The following is a 23,758-nucleotide window of genomic DNA, read 5'->3' on the forward strand; positions in this document are numbered from 1 at the left end:
ACCGCCGTTACTGGGCCGAAAACCGGAAGGCGGCCGGCGTCAGGCCGGTTTTGCTTTTAAACAAGCGGGTAAAGTACTGCGGGTACTCGAACCCCAGCTGAAAGGCGGTTTCGTTGATGCTCAGCGAGGTGCTTAGCAGCAGGTGCTTGGCCTTCTCAATCAGCCCGTGGTGCAGGTGCTGCTGGGTGTTTTGGCCGGTGAGGGTGCGCAGCATGTCGCTCAAGTAAGCCGGCGACACGTGCAGCTGGTCGGCGAAGTGCTGCACCGTGGGCAAGGGCTGCTCCCCATCTTGGGCCAGATACGCCGTCAGCAGGGTTTCAAAGCGGGTCAGCAAGTCGTGCTCGGCCGTGCGCCGGGTCAGAAACTGGCGGTGGTAGAAGCGGTTGGCGTAGCTGAGCAGCACCTCCAGCTGCGACACCAGCACGTCGTGGCTGAAGGCGTCGATGGCCTGCTGGTACTCGTGCCGGATGCTGTTCATCAGGCCTTCTAGGGTCTGTTCTTCCCCGTCGGAGAGGTGCAGGGCCTCGTGCACGGCGTAGGAAAAGAACCCGTAGCTGCTAATCTTCTTGCCCAACGGGTACTTGAGCAGCAGGTCGGGGTGAAAGACCAGCATCCAGCCGCTGATCTGGGAAATGTCGACCCCATCGGAGCCCTCACAGTACTGGCCCGGGGCGTAAAAAGCCAGCACGCCCTGACTGAAGTCATAGGGTCGGTGCCCGTAGCGCAGACTGCCCTGCATGTTTTTCTTGAGCGCAATAATGTAGAGCTGCCGCAGCACCGGCGTAGTAGGTGGCACCAAATGGCGGGTCTTTTCCAGGTCAATGACGGTGAGCAGCGGGTGGGCGGGCGGCGGAAACCCGAAGTGCTGGGTGAAATCCGATACCGTGGACAACGTTTTGAATTCTCGGGCCGACTGTTTCATAAGAAGGATGGAAGTGGTTGCTAATTGTCGCCCGCGGGCCGTTAAGCTACAAACCCGCCGGGGCCCCCACAGGTTAAAGCACCGCCCGCAGAAACGTCAGCACTTCGGCCTGCAGCTCCCGCTGAAACTGGGCCCGGTCGAAGCCGGGCGGGTCCTGAGATGGGGCAAAGGCCTGGCTGATCCGCTCGGTGGGAAAGGGGCTCAGAAAAGAAAAATGCCCGGCATTGGAAACTACTCGGTGCTGCACCTGGGCCGGATCCGGCACACCCTGGAGCACGTTCTGGCCGTGCCAGGGCAGCGTGTGCTCGTCTTTCTCGGCGGTAAGCAACAGAATGGGCACCCCCACCTGGCGCAAGGTTTCGGGCTCCCGAAACCAGGGCGTGGCCGGTGCCAGCAGCACCAAGGCCCGGATGCGGCTATCTGCCGGCGTCGGAATCGGGCGCGGCTGCCCGTCGGCCGACTCGTGGGGCAACGTAGTAGGTGTGCCGCCGGCCAGAGCCAAGGCAGTGTAGCCGCCCAGGGAATGACCAATCAGGGCCACCGAACCGGGAAGTGCTACGGGCCCGATTTGCGGGTCCTCCAAGAGGGCGTTGAGGGCCAGCTGCAAGTGGCGGGGACGGGCCGTCAGGTTCTGCGGAGTGCCGGCCCAGCTGTCGTTCGCGTGGTTGTTATGCGGGTGTTCCGGCAGGCCTATTATGAAACCCTCACTCGCCAGAGAGTGCGCCAGGGTGCGGTATACCATGCCCGAGCCGCCGGTGCCGTGGGAAATCAGGACTACAGGAAACTGCCCGGCTGCGGGAGAGGCGTTTCGGGCTACGCTCAACAGATAGGGCCCCAGGGCTTCCGGCTGTTCCGGCTCCTGGCCTGGGTAGAGGAGGACCAGGGGCAGCGTCAGGTTCAGAGTAGCGTCAGGTACGTCGAGGCGGCGGTATCCTACCGGGTAGCCCATGCAGTCAGATGTAGTTCGGCTGGCAAGTACGGTATTTACCCGAAGTGCCAAAGGCGGGGCCGCACCAGGCTCGGCCCCGCCTTTGGCTAAAATCCCTCCGGATACGCGGCGCCGGCTGAGCTGCCCACCGGCATAATGGCCTCCAGCTCCGCCAGCTCGGCCGCACTCAGCGTGAGGCTGACGGCGGCCACGTTCTGCTCCAGATACTTGCGGCGCTTGGTGCCGGGAATAGCTACTACGCCCTGGGCCAGCACCCAGGCTAACGCCAGCTGGGCGGCCGTCACGCCCTTGGCCTGGGCCAGGCTTTGGAGCTTCTCGACCAAGGCCAGGTTCTTATAAAAATTCTCGCCCTGGTAGCGCGGGAAAAACCGGCGCGAGTCGTTGGCCTCGAAGTCGTCCGGCGTCTTGATGTCGCCCGACAAGAAGCCCCGGCCCAGCGGCGAGTAGCCCACAAAGCCGATGCCCATGTCGCGGGTGGCCTGTAGTACGCCGTCTTCCTCTACGCCCCGGTCGAAGAGAGAGTACTCGGTTTGCAAGGCCGTAATCGGGTGCACGGCGTGGCCCCGGCGCAGTTCTTCGGCCGTTACTTCCGACAGGCCCAGAAAGCGCACCTTGCCTTCTTCCACCAGGCGGCTCATGGCCCCCACGGTGTCTTCCAGCGGGGTGTTGGGGTCGATGCGGTGCAGGTAGTACAGGTCCACGTAGTCGGTTTGCAGGTTGCGCAACGACCGCTCGATGCTCTTGCGCACGTACTCGGGGCGGCCGTTGTAGCCGCCGGCCCAGTTTTCCTGGTCGTCTACTTCAAAGCCGAACTTGGTGGCCAGAATAATTTCCTGACGCCGCCCGGCAATGGCCCGGCCCACCAGCCGCTCGTTGTGCATGGGCCCGTACAGGTCGGCGGTGTCGAGCAGGTTGATGCCCAGTTCCAGGGCCCTATGAATGGTGGCTACGCTTTCCACCTCGTCGGCCTCGCCGTACACACTCATGCCGTTGATGCCGCCGGTCATGCCCATGCAGCCCAGGCCTTGCACGGGTACTTCCAACCCCTGGCTGCCCAGGGCTACTTTATTGATGGTGCTCATTTCGTGTTCCGGTTAGAATGAAGAATAGTTTCTACCTGACAAAGGTCCGTCGCCAAGCTGCCTAGCGAGGTATACAAACCCGCGCTTCTGCAACACAAAACGCGGCTACTGCCAGCCCTGCACGCTACCGCCCCCAAATACGGCCTTTTTGAGCACCGACCAGAACCGGTCCTGAAACGGGTCCAGAATGCTGGCCTCGTCCAGCGACTGGAGCTGCGCGGGCGTGAGCTGAATATCGAGTGCGGCCACACTTTCGTGCAGCTGCGCCACCTTGCTGGCCCCCACGATGACCGAGCTGATGCCGGGCTGCTGTGCCACCCAAGCCAGGGCCACTTGGGCCAGGGGCCGGTTTAGCTCGGCCGCCACGGGCCGCAGCGCGTCGAGCACTTGCCAGTTGTGGTCCGTAAATTTCATGTTGCCGAAGGGGTTGGGGCCCGTAAGCCGGCCTTCGCCGCTGGCTCCGGCGCCTTCGCGCTGGTACTTGCCGGCCAGAAAGCCCGCCGCCAGCGGACTCCACGGCGTGATGCCCAAGCCTAGGTCCCGAGCGGCCGGTACGTGCTCCTGCTCAATGCGGCGAGCCACCAGGGAGTATTCCACTTGCAGGGCCACGGGGCCGGGGATGCCGTGGGCAGCGGCCAGCGTGGCGGCTTTGGTGGCGTACCAGGCGGGCACGTTGGAGAAGCCGAAGTAGCGGATCTTGCCCGTCCGCACCAGGTCGCCCAGGGTGTGTAGCACCTCTTCCACGGGCGTCACCGAGTCGTAGGCGTGCAGCCAGTAGAGGTCCACATAGTCGGTTTGGAGGCGGCGCAGGGAGCCTTCCAGGGCCCGGTGAATGTTCTTGCGCCCGTTGCCGCCCACGTTGGGGGTGTTGGCCTGTCCGCCGAAGCTGAACTTGGTAGCCAGCACCAGGTGGTCGCGCAGGCGGCGCTCGGCCACGAAGCGGCCCAGCATTTCTTCACTCTGCCCGCCCGAGTACACGTCGGCGGTGTCCAGGAAATTGCCGCCCGCGTCTACGTAGGCATTGAAAATGGCCTGGGAAACGTCGTCGTCGGAGCCCCAGCGGGCGGTGCCGAAGGTCATAGTGCCCAGGGCCAGCGGGCTAACAATAAGGCCGGAACGGCCCAGGGTTCGGAAATTAGTAAGTGACATCAGGCAAAGTTTGAGAGTGGTGCTGCCATACAAGTAGCTTTGCCAAAGGTCTGGCTTACACACTTCGTAGGGCCTATACAAACCCGGACTTCTGCAACACAAAATGGGGTTAATTGCTAGTTGATTGTTGTCCGTTGTTAGAACTGTCATCCTGAGCTCTGCGAAGGACCTTCCTCCGTGTTTTGCTAAGCTTTCTTCAACGCGAAAAGCACTTTCCTGCCAGCGAAGAAAAGGGCTTGGGCACAGTGGCAATACGCCGTAGTGGGGTAGAGAAGGAAGGTCCTTCGGCTGCGCCTCAGGATGACAGATCCAAAATGAACACGCACAAAAAAGCCCTGACTACCACGGTAGCCAGGGCTTTTATAGCAATCAGAAGCCTAAATACTAGGCTTTCTGGTAAGTTACTTCTTTCACGGCCTGAATGGTGCGGGCTACGTTGGGCAGCGAGGCTTCAATCAGGGTGGGGGCGTAGGGCAGGGGTACGTCCATGCAGGTTACGCGCACCACGGGGGCGTCGAGGTAGTCGAAGGCGCGGCGCTGCACGGTGTAGGCCAGCTCCGAACTGATGCTGGCCAGGGGCCAGGCTTCTTCCACGACCACCATGCGGTTGGTTTTCTTCACCGACTCCACCAGCGTGTCATAGTCGATGGGGCGCACCGAGCGCAGGTCGATTACTTCGGCTTCGATGCCGTCCTTGGCCAGCTCATCGGCGGCGGCCAAGGCAATTTTCATCATTTTGCCGAAGCTCACCAGCGTCACCGACTTGCCCTGACGCACCACGTTGGCTTTGCCGATTTCCAGCACGTATTCTTCCTCGGGCACTTCGCCCTTGTCGCCGTACATCAGCTCCGACTCCATGAAAATCACCGGGTCGGCGTCGCGGATGGCGGCTTTGAGCAGGCCCTTGGCATCGTAGGGGTTCGAGGGAACGACTACTTTCAGGCCGGGCGTGTTGGCGTACCAGTTCTCGAAGTTCTGGGAGTGCTGCGAGGACAGCATACCGGCGTTGCCGGTGGGGCCGCGGAACACGATGGGGCAGGAGTACTGCCCGCCCGACATGGAGTAAATCTTGGCGGCCGAGTTAATCACCTGGTCAATGGCGACCAGCGAGAAGTTGAAGGTCATGAACTCGATGATGGGCAGCAGGCCGTTGATGGCCGCTCCCACGCCGATACCGGCGAAGCCCAGCTCGGCAATCGGCGTATCAATCACGCGCTCAGGGCCAAACTCGTCGAGCATGCCTTGGCTTACTTTGTAGGCGCCGTTGTACTCAGCTACTTCTTCGCCCATCAGAAACACGCGCGGGTCGCGCCGCATTTCTTCAGACATGGCCTCGCGCAGGGCTTCCCGGAATTGGATGGTCCGCATAATCAGCTTACAGGAATTCGAAACGTCAGAAACAAAATGCCGGAAATTTTCCGGCCCGTAAAGCTACAACCCGCAGCCGGGACGGGCAAGCACGATTATGATTCAAGTTTAACCGAGCAACGCGAACCACTGACACGCTCTACTGAAGCGAGGAGGTCGTAGCGGCAAGCATCGGCTGGATTACCATTCAATGTTGGTCTTTACTTCTGCCGTCATCCGTTCCCACTTCGGGTTGTCCATGCCTAGGGCGTAACCGACGTTTTTGAGCAGGCCCCGCGGTGAAAACCAGGACCAGCGTTTAAATAGGGGCTTTCCCCGCAACGATGCAGGATATACTACCTCGGTTATGCCTTGTGTGTATTGCTCATAAGTGTAGGCCGAGGTATCGTTGCGGAAGCTAAAGCCGAAGAGTTGCTCCAGTTGTGCTAAGGTATCTGACGCTACCAGATCGGTGTTGAAGTAGTGAATAGCTTGGGTTTTATCCACCAATACGATAAAGCTGCTTTCATCATCTACTACCAGACGTGGGGCCCGCCCAATCAGCCGCACATCCTCCACGGCTAAGCGAAAGGAAGGGGAGAAGCGCACCGTGCCAACTTCCCGGACCGGCTTGCCGGTAAAGGTGATAATGTGTTGGTTAATAGAAAGCATAGCTGCTAGGTGTTACCGCAGGGCTTCCAGGAACACTTTTCCGGCGGCGTAATCCCGGAACTCCAGGTCCTCGACGGCACGCTGGGCGTAGGTGCGGTCGAGCTGCACGGCGCGGATCAGGTACTGGCCCATCTGGGCTTCGTCCTGGCGGCGGGCGGCCACTACGGCCAGGCAGTAGTAGGCCATCGGGTCGTTGGGCTTGAGGTCCAGGGCTTCGCGGTAAATGCCGGCCGCGCCGTCGTAGTTGCCTTTCAGCAAGTAAATCAGGGCCCGGTTCATCGTGTTCTGGTAGCTTTTTCCGCTGTAGCTGATGCTGCCCAGGGCGTCATCGAGCTGTCCGACCTCGATTTCCAGGGCGGCTTTATCGGCAAATACCTTTTCCAGCACCGGCCGCGGCCCGCCGAGCTTGATGGCGTAGTCGTAGTTCTGCAGGGCTTCGAGCCGGTCGCCGGCCCGGTGGTAGGCGGTGGCCACGCGGTAAAACAAGTCGGCAGTGGGGTTGCGGTGGGCGGCCAGGGTGAAGTTGGTAGCGGCCCGGCGCAGGTAGGCTTTGCGCACCTTGTCGCTGACTTCCTTTTCCGAGCGCTGCAAGAGCACTACGGCCAGGTTGTGGTAGGCTTCCCAACGGCCGGTGGTAGCCACCGCGGTTTCGTAGATGCGCTGCTTTTCGGCCAGCAGCGGCGTGAGCGTAGCCGAGTAGCGCAGCTCTTCAGGGGTGAGGGCATCGGCCTCCATTTCCTTCTCCACAATCTTTTTGGAGAGCAAATAGATTTCCGAGTCGTAGCGCTTGGGAGCGGTGTACTCCACGGCTACGGTGCCGAAGCGCATCACCGGGTAGATGTACTGCTCGATATAGTCGTAGAAGGAGAGGTCCCGCAGCTGCCTCTCTTTCTGGGCAAAGCTGCCCTTGGAGTCGTTGATGAGCATGACCACCGAGTCAATCTGGGCCGGCTTCAGGGCCGAGTTCTGCACCTTGTTCAGAAACAAATCCCACCGCCGATGGTAGGCCACAGTTTCAAACTGAATGTTGCTGACCTTATTCAGATACGAATCGGTGTCGACGCGCTTTTTATAGTAGCGCATCAGGCCCTGCACCCGGCGGTCGGCCAGGCGGGCGTCGCGCGAGTCGATAGAGTCAGGCGAGTGGCCGGCGGCTATCATCACCTTCTTGGTGTGCTGGTTGGCCTCAATGAAGTCTTCCAGGGCCTGCACATTGGTGCCCAGGTAATTGCGGATGGCGGCGCTGCCCTGGTCGAAAAAGAAGGGCAGAATGCGGGTGCCACTCATGTTGTTGTCGGCCGTTTCGGGCAATAGGCCAATGGCCGTATCCTGACGCACCACCAGCCGGCCCGTCGTGACGATGCCGCGGGCCAACCGAAACTGCGTACCCTTCACCCGCTTGCCGTTGGGCTTGAGCTGGTGGGCATCGGGCAAAGCCAGTAGCTCGCCGGGGCTTTTGCGGGGCGAGTAGGGAAAGGAAAACTGCTTGGTGATGACCAGCTCGTCTTTTTTCTCGGTGTCGTAGGTGTACTCGCCCGAGACGAAGGTCAGGCGGCCCACGGTGTCTTCGCGCAGGCCGTTGTCGTAGCGGTAGCTCAGGCCCAGGTTGTAGGCGTTGCCCTTCTTGAGGTGCTTAGCCGGTACCCGGGCCGTGACTTCAAACAAGACGTTTTCGCCGTTGCTTTCCAGCACCGAGGGCTGCACCGTAACTTGCTGGCCTTCTTGCGCAACCTTTAGCATCCGGGGCAACGTACAACCCGGCAGTGCGGCCGCGGCCAGCACTACCCACACGGACGGAAACAGGCGCAAATAAACTTTCATAGGCAAAAAGCTAGGCAGGACGGAGGCGGGGCAGAAATTCTGGCCTACAAACGTAAAAACTGCCGCGAGGGGTCAGAAATTGTGCTCAATTGTAGTAGCTGAGCTTGCCGTCCGGCGGTTTTCTTGTTATTTTGAGGAGCAGTAACCGGTTCAACCGGTTAAAAATGAGGAGCTATGAAACGATTAACCGACTTCATCGAACAGCAGAGCTTTGGCGTCTGCAATGCTTTGGGGCAGCGTTTGGGCTTCTCTAGCAGCAGCGTGCGGCTCTCCTTTGTCTACGCGTCGTTTTTCACCTTTGGCTCGCCCATCGTGCTGTACTTCGCCCTGGCCTTCTGGATGAACGTGCGCCGGGCCATGCGCCGGCAGCGCAGCACCGTCTGGGACCTATAGGTGAGATGGTGAATTAGTGAAATGGTGAGTTTGTGAGTGAGCTACTTTGACTAGTGGCAGTGTTTGGTGCGTGCAGTGTGGTACCAAAATCTTTCGGGCTAAGCTGGCTGAAGGCGCGGATGCCTTGGCCGAAGTAAGCCCAAACCAGGCTTCCCTGGTAGACGCCCGGCCGCTGGTGGGTGAGCTGCTTCTGCGGGTTTTCCTGGCGCTTTTGCTTCCAATAAGCCCGTTGCTTGTAAAAGTCGCGGTGGGCGCGCAGAATGGCTTTGAAGTCGCCGGTGTTGCCTTGGAGCAGAAAGCGCAGGGCCGCCACCCAGTCCAGCATTAGCCGAATGAGGAGCACGTCGGTTAGCTCGGCCTCGGCCACGTTCTTATACACCAGGGCTAGGCCGTTGCGGAAGTTGAGGTAAGTTTTGCGCGGGTTCGACTTGTGCAGCGTGCCGCCACCCACGTGAAAGACCGTGCTGCCACCGTGGTACCACACCTGCTGCCCCACATTCCAGAGGCGCCAGCACAGATCAATTTCCTCCATGTGAGCAAAAAAGGTTGACTCCAGGCCGCCCATTTGGTGCCAGGAGGCGGCCCGCACCAGCATGCAGGCGCCAGTGGCCCAGGCTACCGGCCGCGGGTCGTCGTACTGGCCCAGGTCTTTTTCCAGGGTGTCGAAGAGGCGGCCACGGCAGAAGGGGTAGCCCAGCCGGTCGAGGTAGCCCCCGCCGGCCCCGGCGTACTCAAACAGCTCCCGCTGCGTGGTTTCGGTGCTGTACTGCCGGATTTTGGGCTGGCAGGCGGCTACTTCCGGCCGGGTTTCCAGCAGTTCTCGCAACGGAAGCAGCCAGCCGGGCGTCACCTCCACGTCGGAGTTGAGCAGCATATAATACTTGGCCTCCACCTGCTGCAAGGCCCGGTTATATCCGTCGCAAAAGCCCAGGTTGTTGGGGTTGCGGATGATTTCTACCGTCGGAAACTCCTGGCCCAGAATTGCTACCGAGTCATCCGTGCTGGCATTGTCGGCCACGATGATACGGGCCCCGTCGGAGTGGGCCAGCACGGCGGGCAGAAACTGCCGCAGAAATTGCTGCCCGTTCCAGTTCAGAATCACCACGGCCACGTCGGCGCAGAGGCCGCCGGGCGCGGCCGGATTAGAGGCCAAAGCTGCCCAAGTCGAAGCCGGGAATATTGGGCAGTAGGCCGGAGGTCTTGCTTTTGAGCTCTTCTTTGCCCTTTTCGGCGGCCTCGTTCATGGCTTTGTTTACGGCCGCTACCACCAGGTCAGCCAGCATGTCGCGGTCCTGGGGCGTGAGCAGCGTGTCGTCAATATCGAGCTTGAGCAGCTGGCGGTGGCCGTTTACGGTGGCCTTCACCAGCCCCCCGCCCGACTCGGCCGTGACGGTCAGGTATTGCAGCTCGCTCTGGGCCTTCTGGAGCTTTTCCTGTAGCTCTTTGGCTTTGCCCATCATGCCCATCATGTCAAACATAGGTTCTAAACGTTATTTCCAGTGCGCTGGAAGGGTGGTTGCATACGGTTGAATACGAGAAAGGTAGGGCAGGAGCGGCGCTGATCTGAATAATTCCGGCGCTGTCTCGCACTCCAGCCTTGCAGCGTATGGAAAGCAGAATTTTGGGGCAATTTACGCAAAGCCCCCGCACCTTGGCCGGCAGTGGGCTGCGCCTTAACGGAAGCAGCCCGCCCAGAAACTACTGGCAAGGCAAGCTGCTAACCCCAATTGCCCCTTTTACTACGACCTCCCAGCCGAGTTGCCACTGCCCCTAGCCGCCAACTGCGGCCCACGCCCGGCAGTGCGGGGTAGGCCGCAGTTGGCGGCTAGGCAATACAGGGCCTTGTTATAGGAGCTAGGCCGTGGTAGGCAATACTAGCACGGGTACTTTGCTGTGGCGCAGTACCTGAGCCGTAACGCTGCGGTGAAACAGGCCGCCCAGGAAGCTGTGGGGCCGGGCCAGCACTACGACCATATCGGCCTGCAGCTCCTCGGTTGCCTGCAGGATACCGTCGGCAGGGGCTTCCTCCCTGATTTCGTAGAGGCTGTTGCCGGTAAGTTGGCCAAACATACCCGTGCGCTGCAGCGAGGCCAGGCCCACGTCGGCGCGGCTGGGGCCGGTTTTGGGTGCGACGTGAACCACCGTCGTGGTGGCGTAGCAGTGGTCCAGCAGCCCCGACAAGGCCAGGGAAGGTGCCGTGAGCCAGAACGGCTGGTCGTCGGCGGCTACTACGAGGCGGCGGGGCAGCTGGTGGCTACTCCAGCCTTCAGGCACGAGCAGCAAGGGGTAGCGGGCCGCCTGCAGAATGGGCGTGGCCTGCACCCGGATGAGCTGGTCGAGCAGGGTCGGGTCTTTTTCGCGGCCCAGCACCAGCAGCAGTGGCTGATGCTGGCGCACGGCTTCGCCTACCGCGTCGCGAAAGGGGCCTACAGCCAGCTCGGCGCTGGCGGGAATGGGCAGGCGCAGGGCTCGTTCGATTAATTCGCTGAGCATAACCTGCCGGCTTTCCAGCACCAGCGGAACCGTGACCATGGCCGCCTCGGGCACCACCATCGGGTCCTGGTACACGTGCAACAGCTGAATCCGGCCGCTGAGCCGCTGGGCCAGATACGTGGCGTAGGTCAGGGCCGATTCGGCGGCCGCCGATAAGTCGGTGAGTACTACAAAAGCGGGGAGCATGGCAGAAGGTGGTTTGGGGAAGAATCTGGCGCGGCAGGCGTTGCCGATGGTGTAAAAGTCGGCCCTGGAGCCCCGCCCGCGCATGATGCGCGTCAGCCAAACCCATGACTTCTATCAGGGTGTGGGCCACGGTTTGCCGGCGTCGGGCGCGCTACTTTTGTGGCCCGCAAAAGCGGATGGCTGGACCTGGAGCCGCCTCCGCTGTTCTATTTTACCGGGCTGACTTCGGTAAATGGCAGCTGCTACACCCTAAGCACCCAAAAGAGGCTTGTCGCCGCTGACCCAACACCCGCGCCCCGCCCTACGTTAGTCCTATTATGACCAAAACCGTCTTCATTGCCTCCGCCGAGCCCTACAGCGGCAAATCCCTCGTCACGCTGGGCCTTGTGAATATGCTGCTCAGCAAAGCCCAGAAAGTCGGCTACTTCAAGCCCATCATCACCCCGGGCCCTGAGGACAAGCACGACGCCCACATCGATACCGTGCTGCGCCACTTCCAACTGCCCCTGGCTTACGAGGATACCTTTGCCTACACCGGGCCGGAAGTGTTGCGGCTGATTGAAACCGAGCGGCAAGGCGAGATGATTGACACCATCATCCGCCGCTACAAGCAGCTGGAAGAGCAGCACGACTTCATCGTGGTCGAAGGCACCGACTTCGTGGGCCAGGGCACCGCCTTCGAGTTTGACCTGAACGTGACCATCGCCAAAAACCTGGGCGAGCCGGTGCTGCTGGTCGTGTCGGGTGAGAACAAGACCACGGCTCAGATTATCAGCAACACGCTCACGGCCCTGCGCGGCTTCGAGGCCCGGGAGGTACAGGTGCTCACGGTAGTAGCTAATAAAGTGCGCCCCGAGCAGGTCCCCGACGTGCAGCAGTTGCTCCGTGCCCAGCTGCCGGCCGAGGTTATCCTTTCCGTCATTCCCGAGGACAAGGCCCTGCTCAACCCCACAATGCAGGAAATCCACGAGGCCCTGGGCGGGCGGCTGCTCTTCGGGGAGGAGCTGCTCGGCAACCAGGTCGACAACTTTGTGACCGGAGCCATGAACGTGCCCAACTTCCTGAACTACCTCAAGGAAAACGTGGTCATCGTGACGCCCGGCGACCGGGGCGACATCGTTATCTGCGCCGTGCAGGCCAACTTGTCGGCCAGCTACCCCAAGGTGGCCGGCGTGGTCCTGACGGCCGGCTGGGAGCCCGAGGAGCCGATTCTGCGCCTGTTGCGCGGGTTACAGACAGTGATTCCCATTCTGGCCGTGCCCACGGGCACCTTCGAAACCAGCGCCCGACTGGCGGCCGTCAAGTCGCGCATCTCGGCCGACAACCCTAAGAAGGTGCAGCTGGCCATTCGCACCTTTGAGCGCTACGTCGACGTGCCGGCCCTGGCCGAGCAGCTCACCACGTTCCAGTCGGAGGGCATCACCCCGCACATGTTCCAGTACCGGCTCATGCAGTGGGCCAAGCGCCAGCGCCGCCATATTGTGCTGCCCGAAGGCAACGACGACCGGATTCTGCGGGCTGCCGCCCAACTGCTGCACCAGAATATTGTGGACCTGACTATTCTGGGCACTACCGAGGAAGTACTGGCTTCCGTCAAGCGCCTGGGTTTGAGCTTCCCCGCCGACCACGTGCGCATCATTGACCCCGTGCACAGCGAGTTCTACGACGACTACGTCAACACCTTCTATGAGCTGCGCAAGGACAAGGGGGTGAATGAGGACATGGCCCGCGACCTGCTGCGCGACGTGTCCTACTTCGGCTCGATGATGGTGTATAAGGGCCACGCCGATGGTATGGTGTCGGGGGCGGTGCACACCACCCAGCACACTATCCGGCCGGCTTTGCAGTTCATCAAGACCAAGCCGGGCGTGTCGGTGGTGTCGTCGGTGTTCTTTATGTGCCTGCCCGACCGGGTGGCCGTCTTCGGCGACTGCGCCGTGAACCCTAACCCGACGGCCGAGCAGCTGGCCGAAATTGCCATTTCCTCGGCCGAAAGCAGCCGGGCCTTCGGCATCGAGCCCCGGGTGGCCATGCTGTCCTACTCCTCGGGTACTTCGGGCGCCGGGGCCGACGTAGACAAGGTGCGGCAGGCCACCGAGCTGGTGCGGCAGAAGCGGCCCGATTTGAAAGTGGAAGGTCCCATCCAGTACGACGCGGCCGTCGACCCGCTGGTGGGCCGGCAGAAGCTGCCGGGCTCGGAGGTAGCCGGGCAGGCCAGCGTGTTGATTTTCCCCGATCTGAACACCGGCAACAACACCTACAAGGCCGTGCAGCGCGAAACCGGCGCTCTGGCCATCGGCCCGGTACTGCAGGGCCTCAACAAGCCGGTAAACGACCTGAGCCGCGGCTGCACCGTGGACGACGTGTTCAACACGGTGGTTATAACCGCTATTCAAAGTCAGCAGCAATAACGGCCCCGGAATTTAAGCACACAAGCAGACCAAAAACAACGCAGCAGTTGTTTTTGGCCTGCTTTTATTATGGAATAAAATAAGCAGTAGAGTTGTGTATTATAATAGATTAGCAGAATAAATAAAATCAAAGGATGTAAGCTAGGTAAAACAGGTAGTTGCTGACTGCTACTATTAATTACGATGAATGGTTAGAAACTGGCCATCATCAGGTCAATCTTATCGAATAACTCACCTACGCCCAGGGAAGCCCAGAGAATAAAGAAAGCCAGGAGCCATTTGGCTACTACGGGAATAGAGAAGCCGGTTTTTATTTTTATTAGTGTGTTTACCGGCGGAAAAAACGCCAGGGAAAGAAGCATAATAAACAGGCCGAAGCCGGGGTCATTGCCCCAAAAGGTGTTCACTGCGCCGATTGCCACAGCCACCAGGCCAAAAAGCCAGCCGGCAGCATTAAAAGCGTTTGCCAAAGCATTTGAGGTGTTGTTCATGACCATGGGTTTTGAGGTTTGAGGGTTCGTGTGAAAGGTGAGAAACTGAGTTGTTGTTGCTGGTTGTCAGGGTAAACCTCCTGTTTTTGTATCACTTGCGTACGGCGTCGGCGGGAGCGTTATTGTACTCGTCGAGGCACTTGTTAATGGGTTGTCCGCCTTGGTGAATACAGTCGCAAAACGTGTAGCAGGCCGCGGATTTATTACTGCCTTCACAGCGTCTTTTGCAATCCTTGGAGTTATTATAAGGCTGGATAGAATACATGTTCGTAACCGTAAAACCTACCGCCAGAACGGCTGCAAATACTCCGGCGAAGAAATAAGTTGGGAACGTAGTATCGATGTTTTTGCGAGCCTCCAAGTCCGTAGCGGTAGGCTGCTGAAAAGGGAAAATATATTTTAATTTATCGTAGTCCCAGCACAGTAAGTATAAGTTGGCCAGTACCATCAGGGGAGAAGTAAGCAGGGAGCCTACAAAGCGTACTGATATCGTTAAGACGAAAATATTCAGGATGATAGGGAAATACAGTACGGCTCCCAAAGTGGCCGTGCGCGGAATAAGCAGCAGAACGGCCGCTGTCATTTGCATGACGCCCACAAACGGGTAATAAAAACCGGTGCGGTGGAAGGCTTCCAAATAATGGCCCATCGGGTGACTGACAACCAAATTGGTAAACCGCTCCCCAATAATTTTGACGTAGCCCGACGGTAAAAAGCCCATTGCCAAAACCACCCGGTTGAAGATGGTGAAGTACCGCAGCCACTGGTTGCGCTTGGCCTGGCCATGGAGGGTATCGAGAGTGGAAGAAAGGCTCATCGGTGGGTAGCGTCTATTCCGGAGGGTAGTTATGTAGTGGTCAGGGTCGCTGTCCGCTAGCCCCGCGCGGCTGCGGTGTCAGCGGCGGATTTACCTGGTTCCTGGCGCGGCAGCTGGCGTATTCGGTTGTGATGCTTCAAAAGTACTTTGTTTTTCAAAGTTAGCAAATAAAATATTTTGGCAGCCAGATGATTTATTTTCGGGTCGCACCTTTGGGCTACTTGTGAACTGAATCAATGGGCTGATTTTAAACTGTTTGTGTCGATGGGTAAGTCAGGGGAGCCAAGCGTGGCCAGTTGAGGCGACCAGCAATGCGGCCACAACCCGCTCGGCTTTGGCAGGAGCCGGTTATGCGCCACCGGCTATGAGCCTGATTGTTTTGTCTGGGCCGCTGCGTATTGTAGAGCGGCGGATGGGCGTACTTTGCCGCCCCAAAGCTCGTAGTGTGGTTTACCGCCAGTTATTCGGCCTTACTTCCTGCCCCGCGGTAGGGGCAGCAGCACCTTTCTCATGAACATCTTCGTCGTCAACTCCGGTAGCTCCTCCATTAAGTACCAACTCTTCCGCTGGCCGGCCGAGCAGCCTGTGTGTAGCGGACTGGTCGAGCGGATCGGGCAGCAGCAAGCTACTATCACGCACAAGGTATTTGACCCCACCAACCCTACAACAGCCCCTGCCGAGCAGCACCTGACGCTGGCCCTGCCCGACCACGAAGCCGGATTACGCGAGGTAGTGGGCCTGCTGACCGCCGGCGAAACGGCCGTTATTCAGAATCCGGCCGATATCCACGTCATCGGGCACCGGGTGGTACACGGCGGGGAAGAGTTTGCGGCCACTACGCTTATTACGCCGGCGGTAAAGGCCGAAATCAAGCGCCTGTTTGCCCTGGCACCCCTGCACAACCCGGCCAACTACCTCGGCATTGAGGTTGCGGAGCAGCTGTTTCCCCAGGCCCGGCAGGTGGCCGTGTTCGATACGGCGTTCCACCAGACCTTGCCCGAATATGCCTTCCGCTACGCCCTACCCGAGGCGCTGTATACCGAGCAGCGCATCCGCAAATACGGTTTTCACGGCACTAGCCACCAGTACGTAGCCCGGCAGGCCGCGACGCACCTGGGCCTGCCCGAGGCCCGCCTGATTACCATTCACCTCGGCAACGGCTGCAGCATGGCCGCCGTGCGCGGCAGCCGGGCCCTGGATACCACCATGGGCTTTGGGCCGCTGGCCGGCCTGGTGATGGGCACCCGGTCTGGCGACCTCGACCCCTCGGTGCTGCTGCATCTGCTGGGGCCGCTGGGCTATTCGGTGGAGCAGGTGAGCACCCTACTCAACAAGGAAAGCGGCATGCTGGGCTTGAGCGGCTTTAGCGACATGCGCGACGTGACCAAGGCCCTGAACGCCGGAGATACCCGCGCCGCCCTGGCCTATGATCTGTACGCCTACCGCATCCGGCAGTACATCGGCGCCTACGCGGCGGTGCTCAACGGCCTGGATGCCATTGTCTTCACGGCCGGGGTAGGCGAAAACGACGCGCTGGTACGCAGCCGTGTGTGCCAGGATATGGGCTTCTTCGGCCTGGAGCTGGATGAGGCCCAAAACCAGCTGCGCACCCCGGGGCTGCGCGACATCAGCACGGCGTCGTCCCGGGCCCGGATTCTGGTCATTCCCACCAACGAGGAGCTGGAAATTGCCCGCCAGTGTGCCCAATTGCTGAACTAGGCCTAAATTCATAGGCAAAGCTCTTACCCAAAAGCTTAGCGGGCTACATGTGAGAAACTCACAAAAAAGGCCGCGCCCGAACTATGCATAGTCGGGCGCGGCCTTTTTTATAAGCGGCTATTACGTCTTACTCGGGCTGCAGGATCTGCTCAATAGCAGCCAGCTCGTCCGGAGTGAAATTCAGGTTTTGCAGGCAGTGGAGCGAGTCGGTGAGCTGCTCGGGGCGGCTGGCGCCGATGAGCACCGAGGTAACCCGCTCGTCCTTGAGCAGCCAGGCCAGGGCCATTTGGGCCAGACTTTGGTTGCGGCCCTGAGCCAGTTCATTGAGGCGCTGCACCTGGCTGAGGCGCTCAGGCGTCAATTGGTTTTCGGTCAGGAAGCCCACGCCCTTGGCTACCCGCGAATCGGCCGGGACGCCGTGCAGGTATTTATCGGTAAGCAGGCCCTGGGCCAAAGGGGAGAAGGGAATGCAGCCCACGCCTTCCTGGCCGAGCAAGTCGAGCAGGCTGTCTTCCACCCACCGCTCAAACATAGAGTATTTGGGCTGGTGAATCAGGCAGGGCGTGCCTAGCTCGCGCAAAATGCGGAAGGCTTCCCGGGCCTCGGCGGGCTGGTAGTTGCTGATGCCCACGTACAAAGCCTTGCCCTGGCGCACGATGAGGTCTAGCGCCGACATGGTTTCCTCCAGGGGCGTGTCGGGGTCGGGGCGGTGGTGGTAGAAGATGTCGACGTACTCCAGGCCCATGCGCCGCAGGCTCTGGTCGAGGCTGCTGACCAGGTACTTTTTGGAGCCCCACTCGCCATAGGGACCTTCCCACATGTGGTAGCCGGCCTTGGTCGAAATAATCAGCTCGTCGCGGTAGCCGGCAAAATCCTCGCGCAAAACCCGGCCGAAGTTGAGCTCGGCCGAGCCGGGCGGCGGACCGTAGTTGTTGGCCAGATCGAAGTGGGTTACGCCCGAGTCGAAGGCCCGGCGCAGGGTGCTGCGGCCCACAGAAAGCTGGTCGACGTCGCCGAAGTTGTGCCAAAGCCCCAACGACAGGGCGGGCAGTTTGAGGCCGCTACGGCCGCAACGGCGGTAGGTCATGTCCTGGTAGCGGGCCGGATTTGGTAGGTAGTGCATTGGTTGGGAAGGAGTAAGGCGGAAAACGAGCGGGCAAGATTGTTTTTCGTGCTGATTTCTCCTTACGACTTCCGCAAATACTTGCGCAAGGCCAGACTTTTCGACCTGCGGATGCCCTCGGCTACGGCTAGGGCATTGCGCCGAGCCCCGGCCTCGATGGGGTGGGTGTGGTCGGTGGCGTTGAAGTAGGTAGCGCGCACGGTGGCTTCACCGGCCTGGTCGTAGTGGTCGGCGACGAGCTGGTTGAGGTCAATAAACGGGGCGTCGGCCTGCCGGGCGGCCTCCGCGGCCCAGCGGCCGTAATCCTGGGCGCTGCGGTTGACTTTGCCGGCAGTCCAGGCGTTGCGCGGAATCGGGGAGCAGACGAAGGGCGTAGCGCCTTTGGCCCTGACTTCACTGATAAACTGGCGTAGGTACCAGCCGTAGGAGTGAACGGTTTCGGGCTGCTTGGTGAGCAGGTTCACGATGTCCTGGGTTTCCTCCCCGTTGCTTTTGATGGTGCCCCGGGCCCGGGTCGAGTCGTTGAGGGGGCTGCTGTCGTTGTGGCCAAACTGCAGGATGACAAAGTCACCGGGCTTGATGCGGGGCAGCACCTTAGCCCAGTGGCCCTGGGTGCGAAACGTGCGGGAGCTGGTGCCGCCCAAGGCATGGTTCTCGATTTTGATACGGGTCGTGTCGAAGTAGGCTGGCAGGAAGTTGCCCCAGCCCCAAAGGCCCCCGTCGCCGCGGCCCTTGCCATTTTTTACCGTCGAGTCGCCGATAAGAAAAAGCGTGGGCCGGACTTTGGGCTTGGGCAGAAAGGCCGAAAGGCAGATCAGAGCCAGGAGCAAGGCGAAGGTGGCACGGATGGGTTTCATGGTGGGCAGGGGAGTAGAGTAACCGCGAATTACTTCTTTACTAAGTACTTGTTCAGCGCAATCTTCCCGTTGGCCCGGATGCCTTCCACGACCGAAGCAGCGTTGATCAGGGCGCCGGCTTCGTTGGTGTGGGTATGGTCGCCGGCGAAGAGCTGAGCTACGGCGTCGGGGCCAAGCTGGTCGTACTTGTTGGCCGTGAGCTGGTTGAGGTCAATGAAGGCCACATTTTCCTGCCGGGCTACTTCCTGGGCCCAGCGGCCGAAGTCCTCGGTGGCGCGCTTTACTTTGCCGTCCTGCCACTGGTTGCGCGGAATCATGGAAGCCACGACGGGCGTCGCGCCCCTGGCTTTGGCTCCGCGGATAAACTGGCGCAGATACCAGCCGTAGGTGTGCACCGTTTCGCGGCGGCCGTTGGGCCAGGTTAGTTCCTTGGTTTCCTCCCCGGTACCGCGCAGTACCCCCCGGCGGCCGGCCTTGGTGGTATCGGGCACGCTGCCTTCGTTGTGGCCAAACTGCAACAGCAGAAAGTCGCCGGGCCGCAGCAGGGAGTCGACCACGCGCCAGCGCTGCTCCGAAACGAAGGTGCGGGTGCTGCGCCCGGCCATGGCCCGGTTGTCGATTCTGATTTTGGTGGAGTCGAAAAAGGCTGGTAACCGGGTGCCCCAGCCCATCTGCGGGGCGTTGGTGTTGCGCACCGTCGAGTCGCCGATGAGAAAGAGCGTGGGCCGTTTGGGTGCTTGGGCAAAGGCCAGTAATAGGCCGGTGCAGGCCAGCACGGTCAACAGGCCGAAGCGGAAAGTCAGCGGAATTTTCATGGGTGGTAGAGTTGGGGCAGCGCTACGCCTGTCCTGTTACACACTGGCAAGGACGCACGGCCGCCGGCCGGGGCCATCCTGCACTCTCCTGTGGGGGAAACAAGGGCAGGAAGCGGGGCTGCCAGAGTACAAAAAGCGGGGCACCGAAGAGTACAGGAGGGTTTGGGCCGGGCCACCGGTTTTCTTGCGGAACCTAAAGCTGCCGGGGCCACCCGCGGCTTGTGGGCCCCGCTTTTTGCCGCGCCAATGCCTGCCACCCGTTGCCAGCTTTTCGTGTCTGATAGCCGCCTGCCTGGTTTAGGCTTGCGCAAATGGGTTAATTTTCGGGCTAACTACAAAGGTCAAGCCCCGCCAAGGGAGCGGGAGGTGGTGAAAACCGCGTCCTCGCCCTACCTTCCGGGTCCCGCCTTTCATCACCCGATTTCCTTTCCTCGTCTTCCATGAAGCTTCCTTCCCTGCTCACCCATTCCCTTGCCGGCCTGAGTTTTCTGGGCCTGGTACTGACGGCCGCCCCGGCTCCGGCCCAGAAGCTGCCCAGCAAACAGAAAGTGCTTAAAGCCATGACCTTGTCTAATGCCTACTTCATGAGCAAGTGGCCCGACCCGGGCAAGGATATTATGACCAACAAGCTGCGTCCCAGCCATATCTGGACCCGCAGCGTGTACTACGAAGGCCTGATGGCCCTCTACCGCATCGATAAGCAAAAGAGCTACTACGACTACGCCGTGGACTGGGGCGAAAAGCACAAATGGGGCATCCGCAACGGCATTACGGACCGGGATGCCGACAACCAGTGCGCAGGCCAGACTTACATCGAGCTGTATGAAATTGACCGTAAGCCCGAGCGGATTCGCGACATCAAAGCCTGCATCGACAATATGGTGAAAAGCCCGAAAGTCGACGATTGGAGCTGGATTGACGCCCTGCAGATGGCCATGCCCGTGTTTGCCAAGCTCGGGGTGGAGTACCAGGACAGCCGCTACTACGAGAAGATGTACCAGATCTACAACTACTCCAAGACGGTGCACGGTGGCAAGGGGCTCTACAATCCGGAAGACCAGCTCTGGTGGCGCGACAAGGACTTTGTAGCCCCTTACAAAGAACCCAACGGCCAGGATTGCTACTGGAGCCGGGGCAACGGCTGGGTGGTGGCGGCCATGGCGCGCGTGCTCGACGTGATGCCCCGCAATGCCCCGCACCGCGACGAATACGTGCAGATGTACATGAGCATGATCAAAGCCCTGCCGCCGCTGCAGCGCCCCGACGGGTTCTGGAATGTGAGTCTGCACGACCAAACCCACTTTGGCGGCAAGGAACTCTCGGGCACGGCTTTGTTTGTGTACGGCATGGCCTGGGGCATCAACCACGGCCTGCTGGACCGCAAAACCTACCAGCCCATCATTGCCAAAGCCTGGCAGGGCATGATTAAGGACTGCCTGCACCCCGACGGCTTCCTGGGCTACGTGCAGGGCACTGGCAAGGAACCCAAGGACGGGCAGCCGGTGAGCTACACCAGCAAGCCTGATTTCGAAGACTACGGCCTGGGCTGCTTCCTGCTGGCCGGCAGTGAGGTCTACAAGCTGCAACCATAACGCTCTATAAAGCTCGGGCTGGCGTTACTACGCCGGGTCCGGGCTTTTATATCCCGCCTTTCTACCATGAAAAAGCCCCTGTCTCTCGCCTTGTTTCTGGCCGCTGCCCTGCCGCACCCATCCGCCGTGGCGCAGGCGCCGAAGTGGCCCGAAATAACCCAGCAAGCCAAGCCCTGGACGCGCTGGTGGTGGCAGGGCAGCGCCGTGAATGAGCAGGATTTGACCCGGCTGCTGACTCAATACCAGCAGGCCGGGCTGGGTGGCGTGGAAATCACCACGATTTATGGGCAAAAGGGCGCCGAGCCGCAATTCATCAACTTCCTCTCGCCCAAGTGGCTGGATATGCTGGAGCACACGCTCAGGGAGTCGGGGCGGCTCGGGCTGGGCGTGGATATGGCTCAGGCTTCGGGCTGGCCGTTTGGCGGGCCCTGGGTTAGCTCGGCCGATGCCTGCAAGTACGCTACGTATCAGACGTATGCGGTGAAAGGCGGCGAACAGCTCCAGGAGGCCGTGACGTTCATGCAAAAGCCGATTCTGCGCACCGTGGGCCAGCCCATCGACCTCAAGCAGCTCAAAGAACCGGTGGCCAGCAACCCCAACTTGCAGCTCCACGCCTTCGACCAGGTGCGCTTCGAAAAGCCCCTGCCCCTGCAGGCGCTGATGGCCTACTCCGACAAGGGCGAGACGCTGGATTTGACCAGTAAGGTAGATGCCGCCGGCAAGCTCACCTGGACCGCCCCGGCCGGCAGTTGGAAGCTCTACGCCCTGTTCGAAGGCTGGCACGGCAAGCAGGTGGAGCGGGCCGGCCCCGGCGGGGAAGGCGACGTGGTGGACCACTTTTCCAAAACCGCCACCCAGCACTACCTCCAGCACTTTGACCAGGCCTTTAAAGGCCGCAACCTGAAGGGCCTGCGCGCCTTTTTCAACGACTCCTACGAAGTCGATGACGCGCAAGGAGAAGCCAACTGGACGCCGCTCATGTTCAGCGAGTTTCAGAAGCGCCGGGGCTACGACTTGCGCCAGCACCTGCCCGCCTTGTTCGGCCAGGGCCCGGCCGACGAAAATCAGCGCGTACTGACCGATTACCGGGAAACCGTGTCGGAGCTGCTGCTCGAAAACTACACCCAGACCTGGAGCACCTGGGCCAAAACGCATAACGCGCTGATTCGCAACCAGGCCCACGGCTCCCCGGCCAACATCCTGGATTTGTACGCCGTTACCGACATTCCCGAGACGGAAGGGGAGGACTTGCTGCGCATCAAGTTTGCCTCCTCGGCCGCCCACGTAACGGGCAAAAAGCTGGCTTCCGCGGAAACGGCTACCTGGGAAAACGACCATTTCCTGTCCTCGCTCTCCGACGTGAAAAAGGCTATGGACCGCATGCTGCTTGGCGGCATCAACCACACCTTTTACCACGGTACCAACTACTCGCCCCAGGCCGCGCCCTGGCCGGGCTGGCTGTTTTACGCGGCCGTCCACTTCAACCCCAACAACACCTTCTGGACGGATTTCAGCCAGCTAAACCGCTACATGGCCCACTGCCAGTCGTTTTTACAGGCCGGTAAGCCCGCCAATGACGTGCTGGTGTATCTGCCCATCTACGATGCCTACGCCCGGCCCGGCAAGGTGCTGCTCCAGCACTTCGACGGCATCGAGCACGGCTTCAAGGGCATGACGGTGGGCACTACCGGCGAGGAGCTGCTCAAGCGCGGCTACGGCTTCGACTTTATTTCCGACAAACAGCTGCAGCAGGTAACTACGACCGGTAAAGCCCTGCAAACCGGCGGGGCCACCTACCAAACCATCCTCGTACCCGACGCCCGCGTGCTGCCCTTACCGACCCTGGAACAGCTGCTGAAGCTGGCTGGCAACGGCGCCACCATCGTGTTTCAGAATGGCCTACCTGATGACGTGCCCGGCCTGGGGAACCTGAATGCCCGCCGCGCCGCCTTCCAAAAGCAGCTGGCCCAGCTCAAGTTCACGGCCGGCACCCATGGCAGCAAGAAAGCGGTGTTCGGCAAAGGTGTGGTCCTGGTCGGCTCCTCGGTCGACCAACTCCTGGCTCAGGCCGGGGTGAAGCGCGAAACCATGGTCGACGCGGGGTTGCAGGTGGAGCGCCGCCGCTCGGCCAAGGGCTATACCTACTTTGTGGCCAACTGGAGCGGTAAGCCGGTGAATGCCTGGCTGCCGCTGCAAACTGCGGCTAAGTCGGTGGCGCTCTACAACCCCATGACCGAGCAGCTGGGTATGGCCGCAGTGCGCACCGCCGGTCAGGGGCAGCTGGAAGTGTACGTGCAGCTGGCCCCCGGCGAGTCGTGCGTGCTGGAAACTTCCGCCTCGGCGGTCAGTGCCCCGGCTTATGCTTACCAGAAACCGGCCGGGCCAGCTCAGCCGCTCACGGGCACCTGGGACGTAAACTTCGTATCGGGCGGGCCCGAACTGCCGGCTAAAACCCAGGTTCAAAGCCTGTCTTCCTGGACGGGTTGGAACGGCGACGCGGTAAAGAAATTTGCCGGCACGGCTACCTACACCCTGGCCTTTGCCATGCCCTCCGGTGCGGCCGATGGCTGGCTGCTCAACCTGGGACGGGTGGCCGAAACGGCCCGGGTGCAACTCAACGGCCAGCCGCTGGCCACGCTTATCGGACCCAGCTACCAGGTCTTTATTCCCAAAACCCAGCTCAAAGCTACCAACACCCTGACCGTGGCCGTGAGCAACAGTATGGCCAACCGCATCAGCGACATGGACCGCAACCACGTGTCCTACAAAAACGCCTACAACATCAACATGTCGAGCAAGCTTAAGGAAAACCGCGGGGCCGACGGCCTGTTCACCGCCGAGAAATGGGCCCCGCGCGAGTCCGGCCTACTCGGCCCCGTAACTCTAACCCCGACAAGTACCGGCCAGCAGGTGCAGTAG

20 protein-coding genes are annotated in these 23,758 nt (G+C 60.7%); 5 read left to right on the forward strand and 15 right to left on the reverse strand.

Features of this window, described 5'->3' with window-relative positions:
• Nucleotides 1–7: 7 nt before the first annotated feature.
• From MUN80_RS15470 to MUN80_RS15500, 7 genes are all read right to left on the reverse strand, one after another.
• Complete coding sequence (locus MUN80_RS15470) at nt 8–922, reverse strand: helix-turn-helix domain-containing protein (protein ID WP_244714324.1); 915 nt, start codon at nt 920–922, stop codon at nt 8–10.
• A 73-nt stretch (nt 923–995) separates the two neighbouring features.
• Entirely contained in the window at nt 996–1,871 is an 876-nt protein-coding gene (locus MUN80_RS15475; RefSeq protein ID WP_244714325.1) for an alpha/beta hydrolase family protein, read from the reverse strand.
• Between the two features lie 86 nt (nt 1,872–1,957).
• On the reverse strand, nt 1,958–2,953 hold the full coding sequence (locus tag MUN80_RS15480) for an aldo/keto reductase (protein ID WP_244714327.1): 996 nt from the start codon (nt 2,951–2,953) through the stop codon (nt 1,958–1,960).
• A 105-nt stretch (nt 2,954–3,058) separates the two neighbouring features.
• On the reverse strand, nt 3,059–4,102 hold the full coding sequence (locus tag MUN80_RS15485) for an aldo/keto reductase (RefSeq protein ID WP_244714328.1): 1,044 nt from the start codon (nt 4,100–4,102) through the stop codon (nt 3,059–3,061).
• A 384-nt stretch (nt 4,103–4,486) separates the two neighbouring features.
• Nucleotides 4,487–5,470: a pyruvate dehydrogenase complex E1 component subunit beta gene (locus tag MUN80_RS15490; protein WP_244714329.1), complete on the reverse strand. Its 984-nt coding sequence runs from the start codon at nt 5,468–5,470 to the stop codon at nt 4,487–4,489.
• A gap of 180 nt (nt 5,471–5,650) precedes the next feature.
• Nucleotides 5,651–6,121: a hypothetical protein gene (locus tag MUN80_RS15495; RefSeq protein WP_244714330.1), complete on the reverse strand. Its 471-nt coding sequence runs from the start codon at nt 6,119–6,121 to the stop codon at nt 5,651–5,653.
• Nucleotides 6,122–6,133: 12 nt separating this feature from the next.
• Nucleotides 6,134–7,942: a tetratricopeptide repeat protein gene (locus MUN80_RS15500; protein WP_244714331.1), complete on the reverse strand. Its 1,809-nt coding sequence runs from the start codon at nt 7,940–7,942 to the stop codon at nt 6,134–6,136.
• 174 nt (nt 7,943–8,116) lie between these two features.
• On the opposite strand from MUN80_RS15500, the gene MUN80_RS15505 reads away from it, so the two are divergent.
• Complete coding sequence (locus MUN80_RS15505; protein WP_135393029.1) at nt 8,117–8,335, forward strand: PspC domain-containing protein; 219 nt, start codon at nt 8,117–8,119, stop codon at nt 8,333–8,335.
• Between the two features lie 13 nt (nt 8,336–8,348).
• Here MUN80_RS15505 and MUN80_RS15510 read toward each other — a convergent pair whose 3' ends face one another.
• The 3 genes from MUN80_RS15510 to MUN80_RS15520 all read right to left on the reverse strand — a co-directional run bounded on the left by MUN80_RS15510 (nt 8,349) and on the right by MUN80_RS15520 (nt 11,014).
• Complete coding sequence (locus MUN80_RS15510) at nt 8,349–9,488, reverse strand: glycosyltransferase family 2 protein (protein WP_244714332.1); 1,140 nt, start codon at nt 9,486–9,488, stop codon at nt 8,349–8,351.
• Nucleotides 9,478–9,813, reverse strand: a complete 336-nt coding sequence (locus MUN80_RS15515; RefSeq protein WP_244714333.1) for a YbaB/EbfC family nucleoid-associated protein — start codon at nt 9,811–9,813, stop codon at nt 9,478–9,480. The genes MUN80_RS15510 and MUN80_RS15515 overlap by 11 nt, the downstream gene beginning before the upstream one ends.
• A gap of 376 nt (nt 9,814–10,189) precedes the next feature.
• Entirely contained in the window at nt 10,190–11,014 is an 825-nt protein-coding gene (locus MUN80_RS15520; RefSeq protein WP_244714334.1) for a universal stress protein, read from the reverse strand.
• 317 nt (nt 11,015–11,331) lie between these two features.
• Here MUN80_RS15520 and pta point away from each other — a divergent pair, with 317 nt between their 5' ends.
• Nucleotides 11,332–13,425 carry a phosphate acetyltransferase gene (gene pta, locus MUN80_RS15525; protein WP_244714336.1) on the forward strand — a complete coding sequence of 698 codons (2,094 nt, stop codon included), beginning with the start codon at nt 11,332–11,334 and terminating at the stop codon, nt 13,423–13,425.
• A gap of 191 nt (nt 13,426–13,616) precedes the next feature.
• On the opposite strand, the gene MUN80_RS15530 is transcribed toward pta, so the two are convergent.
• Entirely contained in the window at nt 13,617–13,916 is a 300-nt protein-coding gene (locus MUN80_RS15530; protein WP_244714338.1) for a hypothetical protein, read from the reverse strand.
• A gap of 91 nt (nt 13,917–14,007) precedes the next feature.
• Nucleotides 14,008–14,733 (reverse strand): DoxX family protein, encoded by a 726-nt coding sequence (locus MUN80_RS15535; protein ID WP_244714340.1) that lies wholly within the window; start codon nt 14,731–14,733, stop codon nt 14,008–14,010.
• Nucleotides 14,734–15,243: 510 nt separating this feature from the next.
• Here MUN80_RS15535 and MUN80_RS15540 point away from each other — a divergent pair.
• The gene (locus MUN80_RS15540; protein WP_244714342.1) at nt 15,244–16,452 is read left to right on the forward strand and encodes an acetate/propionate family kinase; all 1,209 of its coding nucleotides are present in this window, start codon (nt 15,244–15,246) and stop codon (nt 16,450–16,452) included.
• Between the two features lie 127 nt (nt 16,453–16,579).
• Here the strand turns inward: MUN80_RS15540 and mgrA are convergent, their stop codons facing one another.
• The 3 genes from mgrA to MUN80_RS15555 form a co-directional block, all read right to left on the reverse strand.
• Nucleotides 16,580–17,575 carry an L-glyceraldehyde 3-phosphate reductase gene (mgrA, locus tag MUN80_RS15545; protein ID WP_244714344.1) on the reverse strand — a complete coding sequence of 332 codons (996 nt, stop codon included), beginning with the start codon at nt 17,573–17,575 and terminating at the stop codon, nt 16,580–16,582.
• A 62-nt stretch (nt 17,576–17,637) separates the two neighbouring features.
• Nucleotides 17,638–18,432, reverse strand: coding sequence for a rhamnogalacturonan acetylesterase (locus MUN80_RS15550; RefSeq protein ID WP_244714346.1), 795 nt, complete (start codon nt 18,430–18,432; stop codon nt 17,638–17,640).
• A 29-nt stretch (nt 18,433–18,461) separates the two neighbouring features.
• The gene (locus MUN80_RS15555; RefSeq protein ID WP_244714348.1) at nt 18,462–19,247 is read right to left on the reverse strand and encodes a rhamnogalacturonan acetylesterase; all 786 of its coding nucleotides are present in this window, start codon (nt 19,245–19,247) and stop codon (nt 18,462–18,464) included.
• 440 nt (nt 19,248–19,687) lie between these two features.
• On the opposite strand from MUN80_RS15555, the gene MUN80_RS15560 reads away from it, so the two are divergent.
• Together MUN80_RS15560 and MUN80_RS15565 are read left to right on the forward strand one after the other, a co-directional pair.
• Entirely contained in the window at nt 19,688–20,839 is a 1,152-nt protein-coding gene (locus MUN80_RS15560; RefSeq protein WP_244714350.1) for a glycoside hydrolase family 88/105 protein, read from the forward strand.
• Between the two features lie 66 nt (nt 20,840–20,905).
• Nucleotides 20,906–23,758 carry a glycosyl hydrolase gene (locus MUN80_RS15565; protein WP_244714352.1) on the forward strand — a complete coding sequence of 951 codons (2,853 nt, stop codon included), beginning with the start codon at nt 20,906–20,908 and terminating at the stop codon, nt 23,756–23,758.

It is taken from the genome of Hymenobacter cellulosivorans, assembly GCF_022919135.1.
Taxonomy (GTDB): domain Bacteria; phylum Bacteroidota; class Bacteroidia; order Cytophagales; family Hymenobacteraceae; genus Hymenobacter; species Hymenobacter cellulosivorans.

Excerpts from the sequence above, each read along its gene's own strand:
- MUN80_RS15470 (WP_244714324.1), bottom strand. The coding sequence starts at position 922 with ATGAAACAGTCGGCCCGAGAATTCAAAACGTTGTCCACGGTATCGGAT.
- MUN80_RS15475 (WP_244714325.1), bottom strand. The coding sequence starts at position 1,871 with ATGGGCTACCCGGTAGGATACCGCCGCCTCGACGTACCTGACGCTACT.
- MUN80_RS15480 (WP_244714327.1), bottom strand. The coding sequence starts at position 2,953 with ATGAGCACCATCAATAAAGTAGCCCTGGGCAGCCAGGGGTTGGAAGTA.
- MUN80_RS15485 (WP_244714328.1), bottom strand. The coding sequence starts at position 4,102 with ATGTCACTTACTAATTTCCGAACCCTGGGCCGTTCCGGCCTTATTGTT.
- MUN80_RS15490 (WP_244714329.1), bottom strand. The coding sequence starts at position 5,470 with ATGCGGACCATCCAATTCCGGGAAGCCCTGCGCGAGGCCATGTCTGAA.
- MUN80_RS15495 (WP_244714330.1), bottom strand. The coding sequence starts at position 6,121 with ATGCTTTCTATTAACCAACACATTATCACCTTTACCGGCAAGCCGGTC.
- MUN80_RS15500 (WP_244714331.1), bottom strand. The coding sequence starts at position 7,942 with ATGAAAGTTTATTTGCGCCTGTTTCCGTCCGTGTGGGTAGTGCTGGCC.
- MUN80_RS15505 (WP_135393029.1), top strand. The coding sequence starts at position 8,117 with ATGAAACGATTAACCGACTTCATCGAACAGCAGAGCTTTGGCGTCTGC.
- MUN80_RS15515 (WP_244714333.1), bottom strand. The coding sequence starts at position 9,813 with ATGTTTGACATGATGGGCATGATGGGCAAAGCCAAAGAGCTACAGGAA.
- MUN80_RS15520 (WP_244714334.1), bottom strand. The coding sequence starts at position 11,014 with ATGCTCCCCGCTTTTGTAGTACTCACCGACTTATCGGCGGCCGCCGAA.
- pta (WP_244714336.1), top strand. The coding sequence starts at position 11,332 with ATGACCAAAACCGTCTTCATTGCCTCCGCCGAGCCCTACAGCGGCAAA.
- MUN80_RS15530 (WP_244714338.1), bottom strand. The coding sequence starts at position 13,916 with ATGAACAACACCTCAAATGCTTTGGCAAACGCTTTTAATGCTGCCGGC.
- MUN80_RS15535 (WP_244714340.1), bottom strand. The coding sequence starts at position 14,733 with ATGAGCCTTTCTTCCACTCTCGATACCCTCCATGGCCAGGCCAAGCGC.
- MUN80_RS15540 (WP_244714342.1), top strand. The coding sequence starts at position 15,244 with ATGAACATCTTCGTCGTCAACTCCGGTAGCTCCTCCATTAAGTACCAA.
- mgrA (WP_244714344.1), bottom strand. The coding sequence starts at position 17,575 with ATGCACTACCTACCAAATCCGGCCCGCTACCAGGACATGACCTACCGC.
- MUN80_RS15550 (WP_244714346.1), bottom strand. The coding sequence starts at position 18,432 with ATGAAACCCATCCGTGCCACCTTCGCCTTGCTCCTGGCTCTGATCTGC.
- MUN80_RS15555 (WP_244714348.1), bottom strand. The coding sequence starts at position 19,247 with ATGAAAATTCCGCTGACTTTCCGCTTCGGCCTGTTGACCGTGCTGGCC.
- MUN80_RS15560 (WP_244714350.1), top strand. The coding sequence starts at position 19,688 with ATGAAGCTTCCTTCCCTGCTCACCCATTCCCTTGCCGGCCTGAGTTTT.
- MUN80_RS15565 (WP_244714352.1), top strand. The coding sequence starts at position 20,906 with ATGAAAAAGCCCCTGTCTCTCGCCTTGTTTCTGGCCGCTGCCCTGCCG.